The 23,189-nt window shown below is 26.0% G+C and carries 19 protein-coding genes; 2 read left to right on the top strand and 17 right to left on the bottom strand.

The window, feature by feature from the left end:
* Nucleotides 1-62 precede the first annotated feature (62 nt).
* The 10 genes from I4U89_RS02810 to I4U89_RS02765 all read right to left on the bottom strand — a co-directional run bounded on the left by I4U89_RS02810 (nucleotide 63) and on the right by I4U89_RS02765 (nucleotide 12,902).
* Nucleotides 63-2,627: an ABC transporter permease gene (locus tag I4U89_RS02810; RefSeq protein WP_195938148.1), complete on the bottom strand. Its 2,565-nt coding sequence runs from the start codon at nucleotides 2,625-2,627 to the stop codon at nucleotides 63-65.
* A gap of 23 nt (nucleotides 2,628-2,650) precedes the next feature.
* Complete coding sequence (locus I4U89_RS02805; protein WP_195938147.1) at nucleotides 2,651-3,043, bottom strand: DUF3139 domain-containing protein; 393 nt, start codon at nucleotides 3,041-3,043, stop codon at nucleotides 2,651-2,653.
* 10 nt (nucleotides 3,044-3,053) lie between these two features.
* Nucleotides 3,054-3,638 (bottom strand): hypothetical protein, encoded by a 585-nt coding sequence (locus tag I4U89_RS02800; protein WP_195938146.1) that lies wholly within the window; start codon nucleotides 3,636-3,638, stop codon nucleotides 3,054-3,056.
* Nucleotides 3,639-3,802: 164 nt separating this feature from the next.
* Nucleotides 3,803-5,185 carry a sensor histidine kinase gene (locus I4U89_RS02795; protein WP_195938145.1) on the bottom strand — a complete coding sequence of 461 codons (1,383 nt, stop codon included), beginning with the start codon at nucleotides 5,183-5,185 and terminating at the stop codon, nucleotides 3,803-3,805.
* On the bottom strand, nucleotides 5,179-5,889 hold the full coding sequence (locus I4U89_RS02790) for a LytR/AlgR family response regulator transcription factor (RefSeq protein ID WP_195938144.1): 711 nt from the start codon (nucleotides 5,887-5,889) through the stop codon (nucleotides 5,179-5,181). Before I4U89_RS02790 ends, I4U89_RS02795 begins: the two co-directional genes overlap by 7 nt.
* Before the next feature lie 323 nt (nucleotides 5,890-6,212).
* Nucleotides 6,213-7,055: a L,D-transpeptidase family protein gene (locus I4U89_RS02785; protein ID WP_195938143.1), complete on the bottom strand. Its 843-nt coding sequence runs from the start codon at nucleotides 7,053-7,055 to the stop codon at nucleotides 6,213-6,215.
* Nucleotides 7,056-7,201: 146 nt separating this feature from the next.
* On the bottom strand, nucleotides 7,202-8,503 hold the full coding sequence (locus tag I4U89_RS02780; protein ID WP_330615516.1) for a D-alanyl-D-alanine carboxypeptidase family protein: 1,302 nt from the start codon (nucleotides 8,501-8,503) through the stop codon (nucleotides 7,202-7,204).
* A gap of 345 nt (nucleotides 8,504-8,848) precedes the next feature.
* Nucleotides 8,849-11,524: a cell wall-binding repeat-containing protein gene (locus I4U89_RS02775; protein WP_195938141.1), complete on the bottom strand. Its 2,676-nt coding sequence runs from the start codon at nucleotides 11,522-11,524 to the stop codon at nucleotides 8,849-8,851.
* Nucleotides 11,525-11,950: 426 nt separating this feature from the next.
* Nucleotides 11,951-12,454 (bottom strand): CarD family transcriptional regulator, encoded by a 504-nt coding sequence (locus tag I4U89_RS02770; protein WP_195938140.1) that lies wholly within the window; start codon nucleotides 12,452-12,454, stop codon nucleotides 11,951-11,953.
* Between the two features lie 247 nt (nucleotides 12,455-12,701).
* Entirely contained in the window at nucleotides 12,702-12,902 is a 201-nt protein-coding gene (locus tag I4U89_RS02765; RefSeq protein WP_166505180.1) for a cold-shock protein, read from the bottom strand.
* A gap of 570 nt (nucleotides 12,903-13,472) precedes the next feature.
* Between I4U89_RS02765 and I4U89_RS02760 the strand changes: the two genes are divergently transcribed.
* Nucleotides 13,473-14,222: an EFR1 family ferrodoxin gene (locus I4U89_RS02760; RefSeq protein ID WP_195938139.1), complete on the top strand. Its 750-nt coding sequence runs from the start codon at nucleotides 13,473-13,475 to the stop codon at nucleotides 14,220-14,222.
* A 75-nt stretch (nucleotides 14,223-14,297) separates the two neighbouring features.
* On the opposite strand, the gene I4U89_RS02755 is transcribed toward I4U89_RS02760, so the two are convergent.
* From I4U89_RS02755 to I4U89_RS02725, 7 genes are all read right to left on the bottom strand, one after another.
* Complete coding sequence (locus I4U89_RS02755) at nucleotides 14,298-14,663, bottom strand: ArsR/SmtB family transcription factor (RefSeq protein WP_195938138.1); 366 nt, start codon at nucleotides 14,661-14,663, stop codon at nucleotides 14,298-14,300.
* Nucleotides 14,664-14,678: 15 nt separating this feature from the next.
* The gene (locus I4U89_RS02750; RefSeq protein WP_195938137.1) at nucleotides 14,679-15,455 is read right to left on the bottom strand and encodes a nitroreductase family protein; all 777 of its coding nucleotides are present in this window, start codon (nucleotides 15,453-15,455) and stop codon (nucleotides 14,679-14,681) included.
* Between the two features lie 398 nt (nucleotides 15,456-15,853).
* Entirely contained in the window at nucleotides 15,854-16,723 is an 870-nt protein-coding gene (locus I4U89_RS02745) for a methionyl aminopeptidase (protein WP_195938136.1), read from the bottom strand.
* Between the two features lie 405 nt (nucleotides 16,724-17,128).
* Complete coding sequence (locus I4U89_RS02740; RefSeq protein ID WP_195938135.1) at nucleotides 17,129-19,198, bottom strand: FtsX-like permease family protein; 2,070 nt, start codon at nucleotides 19,196-19,198, stop codon at nucleotides 17,129-17,131.
* Nucleotides 19,188-19,955: an ABC transporter ATP-binding protein gene (locus I4U89_RS02735; RefSeq protein ID WP_195938134.1), complete on the bottom strand. Its 768-nt coding sequence runs from the start codon at nucleotides 19,953-19,955 to the stop codon at nucleotides 19,188-19,190. The genes I4U89_RS02740 and I4U89_RS02735 overlap by 11 nt, the downstream gene beginning before the upstream one ends.
* A gap of 93 nt (nucleotides 19,956-20,048) precedes the next feature.
* On the bottom strand, nucleotides 20,049-21,059 hold the full coding sequence (locus I4U89_RS02730; RefSeq protein ID WP_195938133.1) for a sensor histidine kinase: 1,011 nt from the start codon (nucleotides 21,057-21,059) through the stop codon (nucleotides 20,049-20,051).
* Complete coding sequence (locus I4U89_RS02725; protein ID WP_195938132.1) at nucleotides 21,056-21,724, bottom strand: response regulator transcription factor; 669 nt, start codon at nucleotides 21,722-21,724, stop codon at nucleotides 21,056-21,058. Before I4U89_RS02725 ends, I4U89_RS02730 begins: the two co-directional genes overlap by 4 nt.
* A 267-nt stretch (nucleotides 21,725-21,991) precedes the next feature.
* Between I4U89_RS02725 and I4U89_RS02720 the strand changes: the two genes are divergently transcribed.
* Nucleotides 21,992-23,176 carry a M20 metallopeptidase family protein gene (locus tag I4U89_RS02720; protein ID WP_195938131.1) on the top strand — a complete coding sequence of 395 codons (1,185 nt, stop codon included), beginning with the start codon at nucleotides 21,992-21,994 and terminating at the stop codon, nucleotides 23,174-23,176.
* Nucleotides 23,177-23,189: the final 13 nt, after the last annotated feature.

The raw sequence follows: 23,189 nt of genomic DNA, 5'->3' as shown, positions 1-23,189 counted from the left end.
TCTCCTCGTATAATAAATATTTTCTAATTTTTGATGTATAAATTTTAATTATGTTAAACTATTTAATCGTTATCTTTTATTCCCTCAATAATACTCATCTTTTTCAAATCTCTACTGCTTGTAGCTACTGCAATTAAACATACAGTCACTGATATAATAAAAAATATTATTGATTCTTTAATTGGAAATGTAAAATTCATAAAATGTTCTATTCCATAATTTTTATAAGCATCATTATTCCAATTTACAAATTTAATTAGATTTATTATAGATGGAATTAAAGCAATTATAAAACTTAAAATTGCATATGTTAATGCTTCATAAGTAATCATTTTCTTCATATTTTTCATACTCAATCCAAGTGCTCTAAGTGTTGAAATTTCTTTTTTTCTTACAAGTAAATTTGTTTTTATTGTACAGAAAATGTTAATTCCTGCTATTATTAAAACTAATGTTATCATTGATAACTGTGACTTAATATAATCCTCAACGGAACTTTTTTGCATTTCATTAAAGCTAAGCTTACTTTCAAATTGAGATAAATGAATACTATTAGAAACTTCTTCTACCTTTTCATTTACAGTTTTATCATATGGATTTTCTAAATTTATACCTAATTTATTGTATTTTTTTTCTCCAATAATATGTTTAGAAAGGCTATTAGCTGTTACAATTTCAAAATTACGGCCTAAATCGCCATCTCCCTTAGACATCCAATTAGGTTTTAATATTGCACATATCCTTACTTTGCTTTGTTTATATTCAGTATTTCCGTTTTCTGTAATTGGAACTTTTATTGTTATTATGTCTCCTATTTTTAAATTAGGAAAAACTTTTTTAAATGTTTTTGTGCCAGCTTCATCGTAAAAATAATTATATACTGCTACATTTGGTACACCTTTGTTTAATGTTCCAACCTCATATATATTCCCTTCTTGTAAGAAGTTTTTAAGTATATCTTTTGTATAATCTGGTCCGAATAATTTTAAATCCATTTCATATTCCATTTTTTCTTGTTCTTCTATTCCTTTGCTATTTGCAAAGTCTCTATCCATTTCATTCTTTTTATAATCTAGTAATCCACTTTCTATTTGTAGTGGAGTTACACTTTTTACCCCATCTATATTTTTTAGCTTATTTACATCACTTTCTAAATATTTTGCATTTTCTATATCTGAATTTACTCCAAATTGTATTGTTATATCATATTTTTTTTGCATATTCTCAATTTTATTATTTACTTCGTCTTGCATACTTGAAAATGTAGTTAAAAATACATACCCTCCTAGTGCAATAGATATCATGGATATAAGTGCTCTACTTTTATTTCTTCCAATATTTTTAAGACCCATAAATCCATAAAATCCAAATATCTTCCTTAAAAATTTGTCTACCCTGTAACTTCCTCTACTACCTTTAAACTTATCACTTTTCTTTGTAGCTTCAATAGATGATATATTACCAACTTTAAAAATCGGTATAATAGAAGAAATAAGAACAGAAAATATACCTGTTGTTACAGCTTTCATAATATTTTCATTACTTATATATAACTTTTGATTTATTGCTACTTCTTGATATATTGAAGAAATAGATGCATTAACTACGATATAAGAAGATATAACACCTAATGTTAATCCTACTAATATACCTAAAGTCATTATAACTAATGCCTGATATATTATCATACATCTAACATTTTTTTTACTTGCACCTATTAGTCTAAGTAATCCCATTTCTTTTATTGTTTCATTTAATGTAATGTTAAAAATATTAAATACAAAAATTGCTGCTGTAATTATAATTAGAGCTTCTCTTTTATAGGTATTTGGATTATCCTTATCTATTTGTTTATCCATAAATTGTCGTACAAGCGGCATATTTGGTGAATAACTAACTTCTCCTAAATTATTTTTTTCCATAATTTTATAAGCTTGTCCATCAACATTTTTCCAGCCACTTTTTAAACTTAGTAGACTATTATAACTAATTGTATCTTGTGGTATTATGTTATTTTTTCCATCATTTTTGTAAGTAAATGCTTCAAAAGGGATATTAATGTCATAAAAATCGTAAAATCCTTCTGGTTTTTTTATAACTCCTACAAGTTTAAATTTTTTATCTTCAGTGTAAATCTTGTCATTTCCTTCTAAGTCTTTATATTTCTTTTTTATTGTAAAATCTAATGTAGTATTTAATTTATCAGGTATATTCATTGCTTCTAGAGCCTTTTCTTCCATTACTATTTCATTATTATTCTTTGGCAGTCTACCTTTTATCAATTTACCTGATTTATTAGTTATATAATCTTTGTCTGCTGATTTTATTGGAAATGAATTTCCTTGTTTGTCTACAATATTACCTAAATTTTGTACTGTAGTAATTTTTGATACATCCTTATCATTTTTTAACTTTTCAGTTCCATCAAGGTTTAAATCATTAAATTCTAAATGATATCCACCATAAAGTTTATTTATTGCTTCTACATCATTTTTATTTTGAGATTCTTTTATAACACTAGTTCCAAATATTAAAATTACACCTAATGCAACACCTAATATTAATAATAAAGTTCTAAGTTTATTTTTCCTTAAATATGCTAGTGACATTTTTAAATATATTCCCATAAAATTCCCTCCTTTTTTATAGTTTATTTATTTAAGTAAGTTGGAAGATACTTTACATTTTTAAGCTCTTTTCCTTCTAAACGTTTATTGCCATTACTTAAATCATAGATTTGCAATACAACTTTATTTATTTTATCTAAAGCATAAATATCATCACTATAAAAATATTGATATTCATATTGAGGATCATCTTTATAAGACACCTTATAAAGAATTCCATTATAACTTTTTAATTTTGCTTTTTCTTTTGTAATTTCACTTATATCATCTTTTGAAACTCCTTGTTTTACCATATATTTATTAATATTTTTCTCAGCTTCCTTCCAAGTATTAGAATAATTATTACATATAAATAACCCTGTAAGTCCTGTAATTACTATAATTAATGCTACTAAAATAGCTTTATATTTTTTCATATAAACCTCCTTATTTTAATATAAATTCATCCTTAAGTCTTAACTCTAAAATCTTAGTTTCCTTATCAATTTCTTTTACTAAAATATGTATATCACCCATATCAGGCAGTTCTACATTTCCCTCACCTTGATTAAATATTTTTTCAACTTCATTAAAAAATTCCTTTTCAATTAAATTAGTATCAGTTAAAGACTTAAATATGTTATAAATTGCTTTAATAAACTTATCATCCTTTGATAATTTTTCATCTTTTAAGTAGTCCTTAACACATTGAATAAATAGTATTTCCTTATCTTTTTTCTTATCTAAGGTCATAGAATAATTCAAAACTTGTTTAGGTTGTTCTTTAGAATATTCCAAATTACCTAAAGATAGCACAAAACTACCATCTGATTTTACTTCAGCCACTCGAAGACCAGTATCTTCTATAGCTTTTGAAATTTTCTTTGATAAATCTTTTTTAATCTTTGATACTTCTGTTGTTGTATAAGCTTTTTTATCCATATCAATTGTAGAAGATTCACAGCCCACCATAAAAGCTGAACTTATACTTGTAGCTAATAATATAGCTAGTATAATTTTTTTTACTTTCATATACATTTTCCTCCATTGTATTTATATCTCATATATTTATTAATTACATTTACATTAAAAAATTTTTGAACTCTTTAAGTGTAAAAAATAAGGATATTACCTTTTTCTATTAAAAGATAACATCCTTGTTTTTTAGTAACAATACATATGCCCCAACTAGTAGGTTAATCGACCCAACTGTCAGTATTTTGGTTTAGTGGTATGTATATGTTTAGTATAAATTTGTCTTTTTTGTCTTCAAATAATATTTCTCCATTATACTTTTCTAAAGATGATTTAACACTTTGAATTCCTATTCCATGCATAAATTTATCCATTTTATCTGTTATTAATCTATTTTTATTAATTTTAATACTATTAACTTTGCTATTCTCACATTTAAGTACAAAATATGATTTTGATATAGTTCCTTTAACTCTAATATATTTATTAATATTTTTATCATGTATTTTATCACATGCTTCTATTGCATTATCTAAAATATTAGCAAATATACTAGATACATCTATGGGTTTTATAAAGTTAACTTTTGAAAAATTTATATCACAAATAAATTTAATTCCTTTTTTGTTGCATAGTTCACTTTTTTCATTAATTATAATATCTAATATCATATTTCCTGTATTATAAATAGATTTAAATTCTTTAATTTCATCTTTTAAATTATTTACATATTCATTAACTTCTTTACTATTATTTTTAAGATTGTCTATACAATAAATATGATTATTTATATCATGATAAAGCTTTTTAACTTTCATATGAGATTCTTGAATACTTAAATAATGAGCATATTGCATATCTAATTTATTTTTCATTAATTCATTTTGAGCTTTTTTCTTGTTTTCTTTTACTATTTGCCTAAATAATAATATAAGAACTATACTACTAGCTCCTATTAACTTTGGAGTTAAAAGAAAATCAAATACATACCGTTCTGAATATAATCCTCCAAATCTCTCAAATTTATGAAATATATAATTTCCAACTATACTAATTGAATTAACCATTAAAGCAAATAATAAGTATATATAATTTCTTTTTTCGCTATCAAGTAATTGCAAACGATTATTAAAAAAACAAAATACCAGATAGACAAATAAAATAACCAAGTTAGTATATATATCAACTTTTAATTGTTCAAAGTCAGATACTAAAAGCGCCTCTTTTGATGAGATAACATTACCTGTGATTACAAAAAATAAAAGCCTATCTAATAGATACCCCTTAATCAAATTGTAATATATATTAAATAAACAAAAGCAAGTTATATATTTAACATATCTTATATTATAAAAATAATTATAGTAGATTCCAAAGGCAATAAATACTATGCCATCAAACAAATAATTTATATTATTAAAATAACTATATTTTTTCTCTATATTAAACAATATAGCTATAATATAAACTAATAACAATAAAATATAAAAAACAATTTTATTATTTTCCCTACCTTCTTTTTTATAAGTTAATATTCCTTTTAGCATTATTAACGGAGTAAGTACTGATAAAACTAATACTCCCTCAGCCATAAACTTTAACATATTGAATCACCAAGAAATTTTAGAAATTTCTCCTTAACCTCTTTATATCTATATCTACTAACAGGTACTTCTTCTCCACTTTCTAATATAATAGTATTTGACTTTATATTTTCTACATAACTTAGATTAACTAAAAAACTTTTATGACATCTTACAAATTTATCTAGATTTATGTCTTTTTCTATTTTTTCTAGGCTATACCTTACATCCAAATTCTTATTTATTGTATGTATTAACATATTCTTTTTTTGAACTTCTATATACTTTATTTCATTTGAGTAAATCTTGTATGTATTAGATTTATTCTTTATTAGGATATAGCTATTTTTATTTTCAATCTCTTTAATGCATGCTAATATATGTTTTTTTAATTCCTCTAATTCTATAGGTTTTAACAAATATCTATAAGCTCTTACCTCATATCCTTCTTGTACATAATCTATTAAAGAAGTTATAAATATTATCTCCATTTTGTTATCTACTTCTCTTATCTTTCTTGCAGTATCCATTCCATTTATTTGTCCCATTTGTATATCAAGAAGTAATATATCTATATCTTTTAAATTACTTTCAAGCAATTCTTCTCCTAAATTATATTTTTGTATTTCATATTCTATATTTATATTTTTTAATATATTATGAATATAATCTTCTATTAAGAGTTGTGTATCTTTTTCATCCTCACAAATTGCTACCCTAATCATAATTTCCCCCTTATGCATTATTTCTTTTATGAACTATTAAATATGTTTTATATTCTATACTTTAGGATAACATTTTTTAATTATTATTTTCAATAGAAGTAAATCATAGAAAATAAAGAAAAAGCAGACTGCTTTATAAGTATATTATCCAACTATGGTTTTTCTCAATTTTTAATGACATATAAATCAAGGAGGAACGATTCGTTCCTCCTTCTTATAAATATTAAACCTTATGCTTAATTCATATTCAAACATATCTTATATTAATCTTATTATCTGAAAATTATAGACTAAAAGAAATTAAAATGAATTTAAATTATAAGTTAATTTATAATTATAGTAGTTTTATCTAATACATTATTATAAATCCACATAGCATTTTCTGTAGCTAATCTAACACATCCATGGCTCAAAGCCATCCCAAGTCTATCATCAATTACTTTAGTTCCTGCTGCATTAAATAAAATTGAATGATAATAGTAGCTACCTCGAATTCTAGTAGCATATTTTACTCTATAAGTATCAGAACCAAAGTAAGGCTTTCTACCGCTAACATAAAAAGTTCCCTTAATAGTTGGTGTACTAGGTTTTCCTACTGTACATGGCCACTTATACAGTAAATTCCATGAACCATCATAATTTTTTTCAAATATATAAGTAAGCTTATTTTTTAAATCTGTTGTAATTAAATTTATAGTTGGACTTTTAATTTGATTATCATTTACAAACTTTGTCATATCCGTATAAAAGTACTTAAAATCATATTTTTCAGGTGGATTTCCATCATCTGAAAGGAAATAGCTAAATATATATCCTTTTAGATTATCATACATAACATGACTCCAATCTCCATTTACAGATAGCACTTGTACTATAGATTTTGGAGGAATTGTAGTTACTGGATTTGATTCAGCAGATGGATAAGACCTTAAAGTAACATCTGTCCATGTATATTTTGTTTTGGATAAATACTCACTATATATATATCCTCTTTTTCCATTATATAATACTTCATACCAATCTTCTTCAGCTTCGATAACTTGAACCTTATCCCCTGCAGGTATTACAGTGATTACATTTGAAGAAGTAGACTTTTCTTCTCTTAGATTAGTATTAGCTAAGGTATACTTATATAAATTTTGTTGTTGTCTTTTATATTCTTTCATACTTCACCTCTAAATTTACTTTCTTATAATATACTATGAGGCTTTTTCTTTATTTGGCACAATTATACTCAATACTAGCTAATACAAAATTTTTATTCTTAAATATAAAAAGCACATTGACTAATTAATCAATGTGCTTTTTATATTTATTTTTTATAAAATATATATCCTTTTCTTTTACGCATTCTATTTGTAGATATTTTCCTATACAATATTATAGACACTGCTAAAACAACGCCTACAACAGCAACAAAAATACCATATGGTACTATATTAGGTTTAATTAAATCAAATAATGATATATCCACTTTTCCTGGTACCTTTGCTTTATAATTTGGTAATGAAAATGTTAGCTCTACTTCTTTATCTGCTAATTTCCATGCATTTTTATCTTTAGTGTTATATTCTATTTTTGCATTTTTATCATTGATAGGATTTTTATAATACATTATATCTTTTGATACTACAATTGGAGCATCTACAGTCTTTTTAGGCCCAAATAACCCAAATAACTTGTACTCTAATTTTACTGTATCAATCTTTTCTCCAGCTTTTTTAAATACTTGTTTTTTAGCATTATATCCATCATCTGCAATTATCTTTGTATCATTAAATACATCTACATCATTTGCCCCATACACAGAATTAAGAGCAACTGTAACTAATTTTCTACCATCTCTTTCAAAGAAACCAACAAAGCAGCGACCTGCTTTAGCTTCATTTCCTGTCTTTCCACCTATATTGCCATGTTGGCCAAGCATTTTATTTCTTGTTTCAATAATAACAGGTGATCCTGCTAGATTAACAGTTACCTTTTTATTTTTTTCTGATATTGTATCTCTAATCCATTCATTCTTAAAAGCTTCTCTTGCAATTATTGCTATATCGTATGCACTTGATAAGTTTATTTCTTTATTTTCTGGATCTAGAGCATTACTTTCTAACCCACATGGATTTACTATATATGTATTTTTTAATCCCATAGACTTTACTCTATCGTTCATCATCTTTACGAAATCTTTAGTATTTCCAGCTACAGAGTCTGCCATTAGATATGCAGCATCATTAGCAGAAAAAATCATAACACCTTTCATAAGATCATCACTTGAAATTTTATCTCCTGGATTAACTTTTTTGAAATTATTTAATGCAGTTTGAGTGGTTTTAAGTGCATCTTCAGTAAACGAAATCTGCTCTGACTTTGAAGTATTTTCTGCATAAATTAATGATGTTAGTAATTTTATAGTACTTGCTACAGGCATCTGCTTATTGGCATTTTTTGATGCTATAATTTCGCCAGTATCCATATCCATAACTATTGCTGACTCGGCAACTATTCCTTGGATTTGACCTGTGTTATCTTGGGCATTAACTAAACTACTTACAGATGTTAGTGCTAATATTAAAATTGTTAGAATTATTGTCTTAAAAGACTTAAATTTTTTCACTTTAAACCTCATTTCTATCGTATATTATTAGTTGCTACTTTTAAAGTTTTATAGCTTTTTTCTTAGTCTTAGTCTAAATATAGCCTTCTTAGACGTAAGAAAGCACTCTTACTAATAGAATAAGAGTGGTTTAATCGATTTCTTTTTAATTATACTATATTAATAATAAATAAACAAAAACTTATTTATAATGTGAAAAATAACAACTATTTTCTATTATCTAGAGATATATTTTTTATATAAAATTAAAAAGCTATTGATAATTTATCAATAGCTTTTTCGTAAATTTCAATGTTAAAGACGATTCGTAAGAATAATACCCACGATTATAATATTATCTCCAAATTAATTCTTAAACATATTTACTAATTTATTAAATGCATTTTCATTTCCATTTCCACCAACCTGAGTTATCTCACTAGGTTGTTTTTTAGATAGTAAACTTTCTTGCTTATCATTTAAATCTTTTCCTACTATAACTACTGGTGAATCTTTTTTAGATGCTAATACTCCTACTGAAAGTGCATCTACTAAATCATTAGGATTTTTCATCCCATCTTTAGCAACAAATACGTTATTTAATTCTTCACTTGTATAGAACTTTTCTAATATAGCTGCATTAGTTTCATTTCTATCTATTCCACCTAATCTTTCTGGGTTTGGTAGTTTATTAGCGATTTCATTTGATATAGATGTTTCTCTTCCTATAATATAAGATTTTGATACCTCATTATCTTTTATATATTGGTTAAATATCTTAGTTCCCCCATTTGGTGATGATAATACTATTGCCATACCTTTATCAGCTGCAATTGGTGCAATACTTACTGCATCAGGAAGTCCGGTTACTCCATTAACAACTGCTATTTCTTGTATATGTGATGACCATTCATTTAATTTTTTAGCCACCGCTAAAGATGTCTCATATCTATCTTTTCCACTTATCCTCTCTACACTAAGGTTCATAGACTTTAGTTCTTTTATAACTGAATTTGATACAGAGCTTTCTCCACCTATTACATAAATATTTTTAGCTTGAAGTCTTGATATTTCTTTTTTAGTTTCACTATTTAATTTATCTGGTCCTGTTAAAAGTATTGGTGCATCTTCACATTTTGCAAATGGTGTTGCGCTAAGTGCATCTGCTATTGAATTTGAATTTACTATTACTACGTCATTTGCACTAGTCCACCCTTCATTACTTACTTTTGCAGCTGTTTGATATCTATCATCTCCAACTAGCTTATTTTCATATACGACAGATTGTGGTTCATTACCTTCTCTATTTTTCGTACTATAATAAGTATGCGACCATTTATCAATTACTTTTTTTATTTTATTATCATCATAATATACCCTAGTATATTTACCTTCATCTTCTGCCTTTATTGTGTATGTATCTCCTTTTTGATTTATATCTCCATCTATATATAGCTCTACTGGATTATCTGTACTACTATTATCGCCTTTTTTCAGAACTATTGCATCTTTTTTTGAACCATCTATCTCTAATGTTCCCTTTATTCTTATTTTACCCCTAGCTTCTTGTCTTCCCTTTGCATATATTGCATGTTTTTCTGGATTTGTTATTTTTACATTCTCTAATTCTACACTACCTCCACCTAAATTTATTGGTGCATCAGCATATATCTCACTACCACTTATTTCAGTATTGATTATCTTCGCTATTCCAACTTTTTCTTTATAAGCTGATATTGAAATCGAGCTATTTTTTAATTTACTTGAATTCACAACTAAATTCCCAGTACCATATATTGATGTGTTATTTAGTTTTACATTTTCTAATGATACATTTCCATCCAAATCTATTGCTAAATTGTTCATTTCGCTATTATTTACTATATCTACTTTTTTTCCTTCTACAGTGAATATTCTTGCTCTATCTAGCTTTAAATTATCTATTTTTGTATTTGCATATGCATATAAGAAATTTGATCCTAGGGTATTCCTTACTGTGAATCCATTTCCTTTTATTTCTTTTTCATTTCCTTTTATTTTAAAATCATTCCAACGGTTTGGATATCCATCTATGACTATATCATTCCCTATGTATACTGCTTTTACATCTGGATCTTCTAATGCTTTTCGTAATTCTACTTCATTTGTTACTACTACAAATTGATTTTCATGATTAGGAAGCTGTGGCTTATTTCCTTCTCTATTTTTCGTATTGTAATACGAATTTGACCATTTATCAGTTCCTTTTTCTATTTTGCTATCATCATAATATACCTTCGTACATGTACCTTCATTTTCTGCCTTTACTGTATATGTATCCCCTTTTTGCTTTATATCTCCATCTATATATAGCTCTAATGGTATATTTTTATTACTACCATCTTCCATCTTCAAAAATATTGCTTCTTTTTGTGCACCATCTATCTCTAATGTTCCTTTTATTCTTATCTTTTGTTCAACTATATATGGTGAGTGACTTCCTGCTGCATATATTGCGTGCTTTCCTGGATTTATTATTCTTACATTCTCTAATTCTATATTACCTCCTCTTGAATATATTGATGTTTTATCGATTTTATTGCCAGCTTCTACAATATCCTTACTACCATTTATTTCAGTATTAATTATATTTGCCATTGTACCCTTAGAGCCATAATGTTTAATTGAGCTATTTTTCATTTTACTTGAATTTATAACTAAGTTTTCGTTACTATTTATTATTGTGTTATTTACTTTTACATTTTCTAATGTAACGTTCCCATAAAAATTTGTACTTCCATTGTTTATTTCACTATTGTTTACTATATCTAAATTAACTCTATAACCATTAGATATTCCTACTTGATTTAGTTTTAAATTATCTATTTTTGTATTTGTATATGTATTCAGTGATACACCTGTTTGGCTACCACTTACTGTATGTCCATTTCCTTTTATTTCTTTTTCATTTCCTTGTATGTCTATATGGAATGCATACTCTGAATCTCCCTTTATGAATATATCATTCTTTATATCTACTATTTTTGTATTTTCATTTCTCAATGCTGCTACTAACTCTTCTTCATTTGTTACTTTTACAACCTCTGATTTTGCATAATCAGAAGATTGTGTAACTTTTTCTTCTATGTTTTTTTCTAGTTTAGTTTGGATTTTATCGTCTTCTAATGCATATGATAGTGTTGTAATTTGTGTAGTCGTAGCTATTACTACTCCCGATAAAATAATCCCATATTTTTATTATATTTTCTCATGTTACTTCCCCCTATTTGTAATAAATGCCCTTAAAATTAATTATACTATTTTTATTAAAATCTTTATATACTAAAACAAAAATACATTGACAAAATTGTCAATGTATTTTCGTGGATTTCAATAGTGGAGACGATTCTCAACAATCAAATCCACAATTGTATTATTAAAGATAATATTCTAGTATATATATCTATATAAATATTAATAGTTATATTTTTAGTTATTGTATTGTCTATCTCTAACTTTTTCTTTAATATATTTTTCTACTTCTTCTCTAGATATTCCTAAGGCAATTGAAAATTCATCATTAATTAATCCTTGAGCTAATTTCATAAACTTTTCATCTACTTGACCTAGTTTTTTTCCATTATATTTCTTCTTATAAACACCTAATATTACAGCTAATAAATCTACACACTCATAGTTTTTAATAAAGCGTTTATATTTAGACTGCAATAAATTTACATTTTTCTCATTACAGTCCATTTCTTCCATGTAAGAAATACCCTCTATTAATTGTTGAACTTCTTCATACGTAGAAATTGCTCTCATAAATACATCTGTATCTATTGGTGTGAATATTTTTCCATTTTCATATATTGGTTTTAGAGTGTAATAATCCTTTTTATTGTTAATACCTGAAATATTAAGTGGACCTATATCCTCTACTTCACATAATCCAGAATTACTATAAATAATAAATTCTCCAATTTTGTACATGCTTTTATCTCTCCTCTTTTATTTTATATATGAAAATAAAACTTAGCCTATTTAACTAGATTTATCTTTATAAAGCTGTACTGTATACTAATATAGTATTTTATTTAAAGTTTACTAGTAATGTAGATTTTAAGTTTAAATTATTTTCTATATTAAATATTATTATTAATATTATATTCAACTCTTTATACTGTTATAAATATAAAAAAGACCCCACTAAGGAATCTTTCTAATAACAATGTATATATTATAATATAGTTATGTTTTCTGCTTGAGGACCTCTAGCCCCTTTAACTATATTAAAGCTTACTTTTTGACCTTCTTCTAATGATTTGAATCCATCTGATTGTATAGCCGAAAAATGAGCAAAAACATCATCTCCACCTTCAACTGATATAAATCCAAAACCTTTTTCATTATTAAACCATTTTACTATTCCGTTATTCATATAACTTCTCCTATTGAACCTGCATCAAGATATTCTTGACTTGCTTTTGTATCTCTACAATATTTATTATAACACATATATATAATAATAGATACTATTATATATTTTTTATCTTAAATTTGTATTTTTTATTTTTTATTAGTATACATTTTTAGTTACTATAACAATCTTTTATCTACTCATTTTGTAGCATTACTATTATACAATAGTTTCTATAGATTTATTTTCTTCTTGTATTTAAAATACATATCTTTTCTAGGGTATTATAACTCTATATTAGAATTATTTGATAATTCTTCCAACTAATATTTCTTTTGAGTTTGTCTACTCTTTTATATAATAAATTAAATTAAACAATAAGAAAAAGCATATTGACTTTTAGCCAATATGCTTTTTTGTAGATTTTAATGGTAATCAAATCCTTTACCAATAAATATAAAAAATATTAATGTGCTATAATTTTTTTAACTAGTAAATTTTATATTTATTATAATCCAATATATCCATAAATTACTTTATTAGAACAAAAGGATTAAGAGTTAAAATAAAAATAGTTAGGGAGATATAATTATGATTTTATATTTTAGCGGTACTGGTAATAGCAGATATGTAGCTCGCAAAATTGCACAAGAATTAAATGATGAACTAATATCATTAAATCAACTTATAAAAGAAGAAAAAACAGATGAATTAATATCAACAAATAAACCATTCATATTCGTATGTCCTACTTATGCATGGAGATTGCCAATAGTGGTTACTGATTTTATAAAAAAAACAAAATTTTTAGGAAATAACAAAGTTTACTTTGTAATGACTTGTGGAGGAGATACAGCAAAAGCTATAAATTATATTCAAAGGCTATGTAAATATAAAGAATGGCAACTAAAAGGTATGACAGAAATTAAAATGCCAGAAAATTATATAGCTTTATTTTCTGCACCAGATAAAGAAACATCAAAACAAATTATTAAAGAAGCAGATAAACAAATATATAAAATTATTTCTGATATAAATAATGAAAATGAATTTAAAACCATTACCCCTAGTGGCTTAGGCGGTACAATTAAAAGTGGTATAACAAATGTGGCTTTTTATAAGATATTTGTTCATGCCAAAGGATTTCATTATACTGATAAATGCATTGGCTGTGGAAAATGTGTAGAACTATGTCCTCTAAATAATATTAATTTAAAAAATCAAAAGCCAGTTTGGGGAAATAAATGTACTCATTGTATGGCATGTATTTGTGGTTGCCCTACTAAGGCTATTGAGTATAAAAATAATACTCAAAATAAAGAAAGGTACTATTTAGAATAATACATTTTTATCGTTTAAACCATTATAAAAACCAGTAAAGTTAATTTTACTGGTTTTTTGCTAAATCACTTTGGTTTACTCACCTTTTCTTACATCATTTTCACCAATATGTTGTATTCCAATAAATATAAGGTTTATTAGTTCTGTTAGTGATTTCCATTGTGATTGTTTTGAATCAAGATAATAATAGTTTTTCGTTCCTTCTCTACGTACATTAACAATTTCTGCTTCTTTTAATATTTTAAGATGATGAGATACAGCAGGACGAGAAAGATGTGTTTTTTCTGTAATTTCTCCCACTCGTATACCATTAAAGTCACTCTCTAAAAGCGTAATTAAAATCAACTGTCTAGTTTCATCACCCATAGCTGAAATAGCTTTACGACATCCTTTAAATTTAGATGTTATTTCTTGTATTCTCTGCTGACATTCTTTTTCCATAAAATCCTCCATCGCTTATAAATATCTAACATTCGCTGCCTCTTTTTGTGTAGTACGTCTATATTTAACATCTGGGTATCCAATTACTAGGGTTGCAACTACATGTTCCTTAGATTTTAGATTTAAAAGTTTTCTTAATTTTGGTGAGTACTTTACTACATCTGAGAAAAATCCACTATATAATACACCTAGTCCGAAAGACTCTGCCATTAGTGACATATTTGATGCTGCAAGTGAACCATTAGTCTCATTTTTTGATACTACCAGTATTACTGTAGGAGCCTTCTTGAAAAAGAAGTTGTCATCAATTGTAACTTCTTTTGCATCTTTCATCCAAAGGCTTGCAATTGGCTTTATTCTTCTAAAAAGTTTCACTGCAACTTCTTCATATTTTCCTTTATTCTCACCTAAAACAATATATGATACATCTTGTGAATTTTTAGCACTAGGTGTATATCTACCTGCCTCAATAATTTGCTTTACAATTTCTGACGAAACTTCTTTATTTTTGAATTTACGAATGCTTCTTCTAGCTTTAATTGCCATTAGTAATTCGTCTGGGTCTAAGTTTGGCTTATTTGTAAGTTCTATTGGCGGCTCATCAAATCCTGTCAGTGTAATAGCTTCTTTTGGACAGATCGCTGCACAATGACCGCACATTAGACAGTCTTGATTTTTAATTACTGATTTTTTATTTTCTATAATTATATTATTTACTGGACAATCATTTTTACAAAGTCCACATCCAATACAAAGATCTTTATTAACTTCAATTATATGTTGGTATTTCATATGCATTCATCTGCCCTTCGTTTATTAGTTTAAACTATTATAACATTCAGATATTTTTTATGTTCATTGGTAAAGAATTTGTTTACCATTAAATCTTTAATATCTCTATTATCATATAAATTTACCAACTAAAAATACTACCAACATATCTAAAACCTATGAAATCCCCATAAAAATCATCTTGGCAAATTCTAATTTCTAACAATTCATATTTTACCGCATAAACAAAGAGGAACGATTCGTTCCTCCTTATCCATATATCCTATAGTTTAATATCTTACCCTTAAAACTCACCAAATAGTCCTTGCTCATCTTAAATAATCACAATAAAGTCAAAATGCTCTATGTAAGTGTTTAATCTATTTCTAATGTATTTGTCTTAATATCATTTTTTCAAATTACTTAGCTAAAATTTCAATTCCATCTTCAGTAACTAAAACCATATGCTCCCATTGAGCAGATAATTTTCCATCTTCGGTATATGAAGTCCATTCATTTTCTGCATCAATGTATAAATCACATGTTCCTTGGTTAATCATAGGCTCTATAGTAAATACCATACCCGGAACTAAAATCATTCCTTCATTAGCATTTCCATAATGATAAACAAAAGGATCTTCATGGAACTGTAGCCCTATTCCATGGCCTCCAAAATCTTCAACTACTGAATATCCATTAGCCTGTGCATGTTGTTGTATTGCATAACCAACATCACCTAAGTGTCCCCATGGCTTAACAGCTTCTATTCCCTTATATAAACATTCTTTAGTTACTTCTACTAATCTCTTCGCTTCTTCACTAACATTTCCTATCATAAACATTCTAGATGCATCAGAGTAATAACCATTATATATAGTTGAAACATCTACGTTTATTATATCTCCATCTTTAAGAACTATATCTTCACTAGGTATTCCATGGCATATTTCATCATTTATTGAAGTACATACACTTTTGGGAAATCCACCATAATTAAGAGGTGCTGGCACTGCCCCTTGAGCTATTGTAAACTCATGTACTATTTTATTTATATCTTCAGTAGTCATACCTACTTTTATTTGCTTTGCTACTTCATCTAGTACAGCATCGTTTATTTTTGCACTTTCTTTTATTTTCTCTATTTGCTCTTTAGTTTTTATAATTTTATGCGATGGAACTTCATATCCCATTTCTTTTAGTTTATTTAATTTTTCATCAAATTGCATATGACATTTTTTATATTTAACTTTACTCCCACACCAACATTCATCATTTCTATTTAATTTCATTAACTTATCTCCTTATATATTGCTTATTAGTAAGATTATACTACTTTATATAATCTTACTTACATTAAATATTATCATATTACTTTCTACAATAGTATTTCAAAATTGATTTTTACCAAAAATGCTACCAACATACCTAAAACCCTTTAAATGCCTAAAACCTATAAAATTCTCATAAAAATTAACTTGGTAAATTTCAATTTCTAAATACCTATATTTTATACAAAATTAAAAGGAGGAACGATTCGTTCCTCCTTATCCATATATCCTATAATTTAATCCCTTGTCCTTAATACTTACCAAATAGTTCTTACTCATCTTAAATAATCCTACTTTAAATAGCATAACCAATACCTTTTGTACTAACATATCCCCTTTATTTAAATAACATTAATGTAGATTAAATTAATTATTAATATTTCTCTTAAAAGTATAATATGTTCCTACAAAGTAACATATATAAACTCCTATCATTAAAACAACTCCAACAATTATACTCAAGATAAATGTGGTATCACCAACATAAGTCGTAATTACATCCTTATAATATATATAATAATTATATATAAAGATTATAGCCCCAACCATTGCTATAGCTATAGGAACTATAAAATATATTGAAATTTGCTTTAAAATAATCTTATTTATCTCTTTATCCTCAACTCCTAATCTTCTAAGTACACTAAATCTATCCTTATGCTCAATAGATTCAGAAAGTTGGCTAAGTGATAAAATAGTCAAACTTATCATAAGAAGTACTACTCCTAAATATATTCCAAGAATCCTCATAGCTAAAGTCATATTTAAAATAGTATTAGTTTCTGATGATTTTATTCTTGTATTAATTACACTAAATGTTACATCATGTTCTTTACTATACTTTTTTACAAATTCCTCATTATTTTTTCTAAACCAATCCCTAACATAATTATATTGGAAATCATTAGCTTCTTCATAACTCATTTCATCGTTAATATTAGCTACAAAGTTTGTTTCTGCTAAAGTGAGATTATCGCATACTTTATCTGGTAGTATTATAATATTGTCTATATAAGGGCTATAAAAGCCTTCTCCAATAGATTCCTTATAATTTGAGTTTTTACTAATATTAAAAGTTTTTCCATTAATATTCAAATGAGAGTTTTCTTTTATATAATTGTTTATTTCTTCATCATTAATGGTACTGTACCATTGTGTAGTAAATTCATTATTTTTAAGCTCTATTTTTTCATATCCTAACATACTTCTTAGTTTATTAAAATCACTTAATCTTATAGCTACAGTTGCCTCATTATTTTTATCTATATTATAAAAATCATCTTTATTTATAAAGTATTTTTCTACTTGGCAGTAACTATCTATATCATAGCCCTTATCATTTAAATACTCTATCACTTCGCTATAATCTAATTTAGGTAATTCTTTAATATTACTTATATTAGATTCTTTTAAAAAACTATAGTGATAATAATTTCTTATATCTATATCATATGGAACTCTCATATGTAAATATCCCATTGCCCACTGTGCCATTACAAGTGTAATTATAAAACTTATCATAGCTCCTAAAAATGTCATAGATATAGTAGCCATTAATATGGGTGCTGTTTTTATTTTAGATACTATTGATCCTATTAAAAATAAATTAGTTTTTTCATATTTAAAATTAATACACTTATTTTTTATGTATATTAGTATATAAGCAATAGAGTAAAACAGTGCATAAGTCCCCATTATAAATGTAAAAAGTGATATGGCTATACATATCATTGATTCTATACTATAATCTATTTTACTATTTATTATTTTATAAGTACAAAAACCACATATAATATATAAAATTATTGATAATGCAAATACTACACTATACACCTTAGCGCTTCTTTTAAATTGAAACTCTACTTGTTTATGTGCATTTAACATATCTATAAGTTTTATTTTTCTTAAAACTACTATATTATATAATCCTATTAAACAAAACATAGATACAAAGAATATAAATGTAATTATCACTGTATCAATATACAATTTAAAGGTAAATACTACTTCTTGTTTTGCACTTATTAAAACTATGGCTGTAATTACTTGAGAAAATAAAGTTCCTACAAATATTCCTGCTATTATAGCCAAAATTCCAATTACAAGTGTTTCACTAAAAAACATAAGTGCAACATTTTTTTGTTCTGCTCCAAGTAATATATATGTGGCAAATTCTCTTTGACGTCTTCTTATCATATATTTATTTACATAAGATACAAGTAAAATAAGAATTGCTGTTATTATATAAGTTGAGTATTGTAATATTAATTTTAAATTTCTAAAGTTATAAGATTTTTCTGTAATTAGTTCATAACTAGAACTAGAAAGTGATGTAATTGCATAAAACAAACTTACGCATATTGTTATAGTTATAAAATAAATTAAATAATCTTTAATAGATTTTTTTGCATTACTTTTGGCTAATTTAACGTACATCTCTTACATCACCACCTAATAATGCAACTACATCTAGTATTTTATTAAAAAACTGTCTACGTGTATTTTCACCTCTTACTAACTCTGTAAATATCTTACCGTCTTTAATAAATAATACCCTATCACAATAACTAGCTGTAAATGAATCATGAGTTACCATTAATATAGTTGCCTCTAAATCTTTATTTAAATTTGACATCATCTCTATTAACATTTGAGCTGATTTAGAATCAAGGGCACCTGTTGGCTCATCAGCTAATATAAGTTTTGGATTTGTTACTAATGCTCTTGCACAAGCAGTTCTTTGTTTTTGTCCTCCTGATACTTCATAAGGATATTTTGAAAGTAAATCTTCTATTCCAAGTTCTCTTGATACATTTAACACTTTATCATCTATTTCACTTTTTTTAGTTTTATTTATAGTAAGTGCTAATGCTATATTTTCATGAATAGTTAATGTGTCTAGTAAGTTAAAATCTTGAAATATAAATCCTAAGTTTTCTCTTCTAAACTTTGCTATATTTTTTGGATTTATTTCAGTTAAATCTTTTCCATCTAAATAAATGTTTCCTGAACTAACATCATCAATAGTAGCTATCATATTTAATAATGTTGTCTTTCCTGAACCAGATGGTCCCATTACTCCTACAAACTCGCCTTTTTTCACGCTAAAGCTTATATCGTCAACTGCTTTAACTATATTTCCTTTGTTACCATAATATTTTTCAATTTTATTTATTTTTAATATTTCATCCATTATTATCACCCCAATGATATTTTAACTTATATTCCACATACTAGATTCGATTTAATATTACTTTTAGGTGACATTGTTGTAACATTACTATAACTAAAATTTGCAAAAACTTCCCTTAGGAAAAGTTATTATTACCTTTGTATAATTATTAATTTCTGATTCTATATTTATTAATAGCCCTAATTTATCACATAATTTTTTACATAAATATAGCCCCATACCCGTAGATTTACTATTTACTCTTCCTATATTTCCTGTAAACCCTTTTTCAAATACTCTATCTATTTCATCTTTTGGTATACCAATTCCATTATCCTCAACAATCAATTTAATTCCATTTTTTATATCAACTGCATATACCTTTACCTTTGGCTCTTTATCATTTGTATATTTTATAGCATTTACTATTATCTGATTTAAAATAAATTCAAGCCATTTGCTATCAGAATATACTGTTTTATCTATATTATCTATTTCAATGTCTATATTATTTAAAATAAATCCTTGTTTATTTCTTGTAATTGCACTGTTTACACAATTTTTTAAGCTTATTTCTTTTATAAGGTAATCTTTATCTACATCTTCACTTCTTGCATAAAATAAAGCTTGTTCCACATATCTATCTATTTCTTCTAACTGCATAAGCACTGCTGATGATTTTGTCGTTCTGTTGTTTTCTTCTATTAATTTTATAAGTGATATAGGCGTTTTTACTTCATGAATCCATTGCTCTATGTACTCTTTATAATCTTTAAGTCTAGATTTTTCTTTATTTATTTCTTCTCTCATTGATTTACTTGATTTTTTTAATAAATAATAATAAGGTATTGATTCCACAAATGGTGGAACTTCTAATACTTCACTTATTAAATATTTTTTATCTATATTTGATACACATTTTTCTATAATTTCAAAATAAGATTTTCTTTTTTTATATTCATACATAATGTATATAAATAAAACAGTAATCCATGTAATTCCTATTGTCATTATAACTTCAAACTCATTACCTACACTTAAAAGAAAAGTAGATAAAGTTGTTAAGGTTATAGTATTTAATAATATTGTTCCTAATTTACTTTTTAAGTAATCTTTTAAACTCATATTATATAACCTTGTCCTCTTTTAGTTTTTATAAAATCTTTTAGACCTATTTCTTCTAATTTATTTCTTATCCTTGCAATATTTACTGTAAGTGTATTGTCATTTACAAACATGGAACTATCCCATAAATACTCCATAATATCTACCCTTGATACAATTTTTCCTTTATTTATTAATAGATAATATAGTATTTTTAATTCATTTTTTGTAAGCTCTTCACTATTTCCATTGTGCTCAATTGTACTTGATAAAATATTTAGTTTTAAATTATTATACTCAACTATATCCATGTTAGTATCATTTGGATAAGCTCTTTTAATAAGAGCATTTATTCTAGCTAATAGTATTTGAGTATTGTAAGGTTTTGTAATAAAATCATCTCCACCTAAGGTAATTGCCATTAGTTCATCTATATTTGTATTTCTACTTGTTATAAATATTATTGGCACTTTTGAAAAACTACGTATTTCTGTACATATTTTAAATCCATCATCATTAGGTAAATTTATATCTAATAAAATTAAATCTGGATTATTTTCTTTTACTATTTGTGGTATTTGATTAAAGTCTTTTGGTTTTAAGATAGAGTATCCATTTGTTATTAGTAGATTCCCTATTTCATTTTGTAATTGTTCATTATCATCAATTATCATTATTGTAAACATGTTTTTCTCCCCATTTATAATTTGTCTTATCTTACCAATTATATTATCTTACTAGTTATATGTCTTCAATATAAAACACTAAAAATTTAATTGACTATTAACTTTATCTACAAAAATAAATAATATCTATAAAACAGACTATATATGTCCTATTTAAGGTTTATATTAAAAAAAACACTTTATATCTTAAAGAATTTTTTACTATATATAGTGAAAAATACAAAATAAGCAAATTTTTTATCAAAATTAATAAAGAGGTGCAAATATATGAATGACTTTATAAGACAAGCAGATTTAATAAAAGATGAGATAGTAAATTATAGAAGAATAATTCATAGTAACCCAGAAGTTGGGGCTAAATTACCTAAAACAAAGGCTTTTGTAATAAATACATTAAAATCATTTGGGTATAATCCAAAGGAAATTTGTGAAAGTGGTATAATAGCTACTATACAAGGAAATAAACCAGGAAAAACATTTTTGTTAAGAGCAGATATGGATGCACTTCCAATGGAGGAATTTACTGAGTGTGATTTTAAATCAACAAATGGATGTATGCATTCTTGCGGTCATGACATGCATACTGCAATGCTTTTAGGAGCAGCTAAACTACTTAAACAAAACCAAAATCAAATTGAAGGTACAGTTAAATTAGTATTCCAACCAGATGAAGAAGGATTTACTGGGGCTAAAAATATGTTAAAAGCAGGTGTACTTGAAAACCCTAAAGTTGATGCTGCTATGGCTATGCATGTTCACTCTGGAACACCTTCAAATGTTGTTTTATATGGATTAGGAACTAGTATAGCAGGATGTATTAGATTTAGAATAGTTGTAAAAGGAACTGGATGCCATGGTGCTCTTCCTGAAACAGGCGTAGATCCTATAAATATTGCTTCTCATATATATTTATCTTTACAAGAGATAATTAGTAGAGAAATATCTCCAACTAAACCAGCAGTACTAACAATTGGTAAATTTGCTGGTGGAGATGCTCCAAATATAATACCTGAAGAAGTTGTTATGGAAGGTACAATAAGAAGTTTAGATAAGGAATTAGGCGAATTTATATTTAATAGAATGAGTGAAATAGTAACTTCAACAGCACAAATGTTTAGAGGACAAGCACAACTTATAGAATTATCTTCTGTTCCACCTCTTACAAATGATACAAATTTAGCTAATGAACTTGGAAACTATGTAAAAGATTTAGTTGGAGAAAAATCTGTTGTTTCATTTGAAGGTGGAGGTATGGGTTCTGAAGATTTTGCATCTTACTCTTACGAAGTTCCAAGTGTTTATTTTATGCTAGGTGCAGGTACTGAACAAGAAAATCCACTATATGGGCTTCCTATGCATAATAATAAAGTTGTATTTAATGAGGACATAATGGTTACAGGAGCAGCAATGCATGCTTATTGTGCTATTGAGTGGCTAAAAAATAATAAGTAATTGATTAAAAGGA

It is taken from the genome of Romboutsia sp. 1001713B170131_170501_G6, assembly GCF_015668195.1.
Classification (GTDB): domain Bacteria; phylum Bacillota; class Clostridia; order Peptostreptococcales; family Peptostreptococcaceae; genus Romboutsia_C.
The sequence above is the reverse complement of the archived record's forward strand: the minus strand, read 5'-3'. Positions and strand labels throughout refer to the sequence as shown.

Coding starts and splice junctions, on each gene's coding strand:
- I4U89_RS02785 (WP_195938143.1), bottom strand. CDS start 7,055: ATGAAAGAATATAAAAGACAACAACAAAATTTATATAAGTATACCTTA.
- I4U89_RS02720 (WP_195938131.1), top strand. CDS start 21,992: ATGAATGACTTTATAAGACAAGCAGATTTAATAAAAGATGAGATAGTA.
- I4U89_RS02735 (WP_195938134.1), bottom strand. CDS start 19,955: ATGGATGAAATATTAAAAATAAATAAAATTGAAAAATATTATGGTAAC.
- I4U89_RS02765 (WP_166505180.1), bottom strand. CDS start 12,902: ATGAATAACGGAATAGTAAAATGGTTTAATAATGAAAAAGGTTTTGGA.
- I4U89_RS02790 (WP_195938144.1), bottom strand. CDS start 5,889: ATGATTAGGGTAGCAATTTGTGAGGATGAAAAAGATACACAACTCTTA.
- I4U89_RS02730 (WP_195938133.1), bottom strand. CDS start 21,059: ATGAGTTTAAAAGATTACTTAAAAAGTAAATTAGGAACAATATTATTA.
- I4U89_RS02740 (WP_195938135.1), bottom strand. CDS start 19,198: ATGTACGTTAAATTAGCCAAAAGTAATGCAAAAAAATCTATTAAAGAT.
- I4U89_RS02795 (WP_195938145.1), bottom strand. CDS start 5,185: ATGTTAAAGTTTATGGCTGAGGGAGTATTAGTTTTATCAGTACTTACT.
- I4U89_RS02800 (WP_195938146.1), bottom strand. CDS start 3,638: ATGAAAGTAAAAAAAATTATACTAGCTATATTATTAGCTACAAGTATA.
- I4U89_RS02725 (WP_195938132.1), bottom strand. CDS start 21,724: ATGTTTACAATAATGATAATTGATGATAATGAACAATTACAAAATGAA.
- I4U89_RS02745 (WP_195938136.1), bottom strand. CDS start 16,723: ATGAAATTAAATAGAAATGATGAATGTTGGTGTGGGAGTAAAGTTAAA.
- I4U89_RS02810 (WP_195938148.1), bottom strand. CDS start 2,627: ATGGGAATATATTTAAAAATGTCACTAGCATATTTAAGGAAAAATAAA.
- I4U89_RS02805 (WP_195938147.1), bottom strand. CDS start 3,043: ATGAAAAAATATAAAGCTATTTTAGTAGCATTAATTATAGTAATTACA.
- I4U89_RS02760 (WP_195938139.1), top strand. CDS start 13,473: ATGATTTTATATTTTAGCGGTACTGGTAATAGCAGATATGTAGCTCGC.
- I4U89_RS02750 (WP_195938137.1), bottom strand. CDS start 15,455: ATGAAATACCAACATATAATTGAAGTTAATAAAGATCTTTGTATTGGA.
- I4U89_RS02770 (WP_195938140.1), bottom strand. CDS start 12,454: ATGTACAAAATTGGAGAATTTATTATTTATAGTAATTCTGGATTATGT.
- I4U89_RS02755 (WP_195938138.1), bottom strand. CDS start 14,663: ATGGAAAAAGAATGTCAGCAGAGAATACAAGAAATAACATCTAAATTT.